Raw genomic sequence first — 3,080 nt, 5'->3', positions numbered from 1 at the left:
CGCCCAGCTTCCAGTCCCGGAGCTCCCTTCCGGTGAGGTAGGCAACGTAAACTGCAGCTAAGCCCAGAACTACGGAGAGAGACCTCCCGACAACATAGCTGTCCCCAAAAATCCTCATCCAGAGGGCGAGGAGGTAGTAGTAAAAAGGCGGGTGCACCGCTATTACGTCCCTGTAGGGGAGGATGCCATGGTTTATGAACCTCGCTATCAGGAGGTAAGTCCCCTCATCGTAGTCGAAGTACTCGTTCATGGCCCCTGATATACCCCACAGACGGGTCAACAGATAGTACAGGATTAACGCTGAGAACAGTAGAATTCTTTTGATCTTCACCTCCATGCTATCCCCCCACGAGGGATCAGGTATCCCCTGAGGATTCTGGGCCAAGGAGTAATAAACCTTTCCAAGCTCAAGGCTCATCCAGCAGTTTGATGAACCTCACGAACAGGGGCCCCTCCTCTGTGGAGAAAGACACGAAGACCAGCTCACCTCCGGGCAACTCGACCGGGATCTGGAACCTGTTCTCTCCAGCCTTGAGCTCAAACCTTCCAACGAGTTTTCCGTTTACTGTAACGTTTAGAGCCTGAGGTCTGAGGGAGTAAACCTCCACCAGGACACCCCTGTAATTCCTGCATGGGGCGAAGCCGACAACACCCTCCTTACCCCTCATCCAAGCGTAGTCCAGGCCCTCAAGGTACATCCTCCTCACGTTGAAATACTTCTTTTTAAAGCCGTAGACAAAGTATTTCCCGTATCTCTCAGTGTTGCCTGGTATGGAATTCCCGCAGAGCCTCAGGGCGGCGGCCGCTTTTCTCTCGTTCATTGATGTATTCAGTGAGGATAGATCAAAAATCCAGTTGTTCCCATTCAGTCTCAGGAGCCTGTATCTTTGGAAGAAGTCCAGCGGATTCAGGCTGGGGGCGTTGGTGTCTATGTAGGCGATGTAACCTGGAAGAACCGTACTCTCATTTAACAGCCTTTCCGAAAAGCTGGAGGGGGTAACGTTCCCTATTCTACACCTCTTTATCCTGCTGTTGAACATTACAGTTATGTTGCTCCAAGGCTCGAAAAAGGGCAACCACTGCGCCGAATCGAAGGTGCAGGAGTTCAACACGGTCGCGTTGGGGAAATGGGTAGATATCCAGTGGAAGTCCTCGAGGTTGTCAGCCCTGACGTAGAAGTTCGCCTCCGCAGAGAGGAGGTCGTAGGCAGTCCCCACGGCAGGAACGAGGAAGAACGCCCCAATAACGCTCAGATAGAAGAGCTTCTTGCTCATCTCCCTAATCGGAACCCGGGAGGTCAACTCGTCGAACCAAGAAATGCCCGCCCCAACGAAAACAGGAAACACTGGAACCAGCCAGAGGAACATCCTCTCTATCGCAGCCGTGCTGTAGAAAGGTATGGGGATATTTACCGTTAGCCTATCGAGAATGAGGAAGAGAACAAAGACGAAAAAAAGCACGAGTGATACCCCCTTCCTCCGAAACTCTTTTCTGTATAAGAGGTAAGCCCCACCGAGGAAGGTGAAGAGAAGTCCTGTGTAGTTATCGTTTCTCACGGTTGCCCACTTGGTAAAGAGCTCAAAATACTGCCAGGTGTCCCTGGGGCCCACACCGTGGAATACCGACAGCTTGGACACGACAACCCCAACGTAAGACGCCCAGGGGTACTCGATTTTTACATGGACAAGCGAGGGGAACCAGAAGTAGGGGTTAACCAGAGCGTGCACAAAAAGAGGTACAATAAAAAGCATGAACACCCTTTTCAAAAACAGGAGAACCTTGTCGGTGCTCAATCCCTTGGAAAGAAGATTAAGTCCGAGGTAAACCACCGCCACAAAGACGTAGTTCTGATAGCTGTACGGGTGAACCAAGATGGCTCCCACACTGATGAGAGTTAGAGAGGAGTATTTCCTCATATCGAAACCATCCCAGATATCAGCGACCAAGCCCAGGAGAAGGGCAAAGAAGTAGAAACCAAGGAAGTTTGGTGCTATGTAAACAATGAGATAGTAGTGGAGCAAATTTACACCCAGCATGGCCAAGAGGGTGTAGCTCGCGACTTTTCTCCCGAACCAGAGATAAGAGAGAACGTAAACGCCCATAGCCAAAAAAACCCATTCCCAGAGCCGGAGTTCGAGCATGACCCTGGGTATTACCCGTTCCCCGCTCAGGAGCATTATAAAAGACGCGAGGGAATGATAGCCTGCCGGATAAGTCAGGACGTCAAAGATCGGAACCACCGGGGGGTAAGTGGTGTCGTACCTGAGCATATACTCGATTTTAGTCGCGTGAAAGAAGTTGTCAACGTTATCGGTTGGATACGTGTAGACGGCCCAGTGGACGATCGCAATGACCAGTATGGGAATAGCCCACCGGAGCAGATCCCCCATTTCGTGAGCCGAGGTTTTGGTGTTAATGAAAAGCCCCGACCATGAGCAGGCCAGCAGTATCACAGTTAGCATAATCAAAAAAACCACTCCCGCCTTTATTCCAAGGCCCAACAGACTGAAGAGATGGAGTACCACAGTTAGAGTTGAGATCCCAAGGGCCGGTGCCACGGAGAGCCTAAGGGCCAGCGGAGAATCCGGAAGGGTGCGATTCACTAAAGGTAAGCCGAGGAGCCAAACCATGATAACCGCCCAGCAGGGACAGAGGAAGCGTGATAGCACGATTAGAGAGAGTACTAACAGGGAGCCAAGGACAAACGACCTAAGGGACGTTCTTTTCAACACTCTAAACGTCTCCATGACGTGGGACTAAGGAGGGAGAGGTTTTTAAGTGTTGACGTTGAAGCATCCAGTTGGTGGGGTGTAATGGGGTTCCTTTCCTTCGGATCGAAAAAGAAAAAGGTCAGGGGGATGCTTGAGGACGGCCAGTTTGAGGTTCTGACCCAGGAGGCCGTGAAGGATAGGAAGGTCTTTGAGGCGCTCGTTGAGCTCCTCGACGACGAGAACCCGGGGATCGCTGGAGATACCCTGCTTGTTTTCACCCAGCTCCTTGAGCTCAACCCGGATTTTATGAGAAAGCATTTCTCCCCAGAGCGCTTTAAAAAGCTCTTAGGGCTCATCCACAGCAGAAAC

General features: G+C 51.3%; 3 protein-coding genes and 1 pseudogene. 2 read left to right on the top strand and 2 right to left on the bottom strand.

What is annotated here, in order from left to right; translation table 11 throughout:
• The coding region (locus MVD07_RS01930) for a glycosyltransferase family 39 protein (protein WP_297497914.1) at positions 1 to 337 on the bottom strand (337 nt) is incomplete at its 3' end.
• A 70-nt stretch (positions 338 to 407) separates the two neighbouring features.
• Positions 408 to 2,390 carry a hypothetical protein gene (locus MVD07_RS01925; protein WP_297497911.1) on the bottom strand — a complete coding sequence of 661 codons (1,983 nt, stop codon included), beginning with the start codon at positions 2,388 to 2,390 and terminating at the stop codon, positions 408 to 410.
• A gap of 25 nt (positions 2,391 to 2,415) precedes the next feature.
• Here MVD07_RS01925 and MVD07_RS01920 point away from each other — a divergent pair, with 25 nt between their 5' ends.
• Positions 2,416 to 2,760, top strand: coding sequence for a hypothetical protein (locus tag MVD07_RS01920; protein WP_297497908.1), 345 nt, complete (start codon positions 2,416 to 2,418; stop codon positions 2,758 to 2,760).
• Positions 2,751 to 3,080: pseudogene (locus MVD07_RS01915) on the top strand (hypothetical protein); the annotation flags it as partial. The gene MVD07_RS01920 and the pseudogene MVD07_RS01915, both read left to right, overlap by 10 nt.

Origin of the sequence: Thermococcus sp. (assembly GCF_027008145.1) — an archaeon.
Lineage (GTDB): Archaea > Methanobacteriota_B > Thermococci > Thermococcales > Thermococcaceae > Thermococcus.
The sequence above is the reverse complement of the archived record's forward strand: the minus strand, read 5'-3'. Positions and strand labels throughout refer to the sequence as shown.

Coding starts and splice junctions, on each gene's coding strand:
- MVD07_RS01925 (WP_297497911.1), bottom strand. CDS start 2,390: ATGGGGGATCTGCTCCGGTGGGCTATTCCCATACTGGTCATTGCGATC.
- MVD07_RS01920 (WP_297497908.1), top strand. CDS start 2,416: ATGAAAAGCCCCGACCATGAGCAGGCCAGCAGTATCACAGTTAGCATA.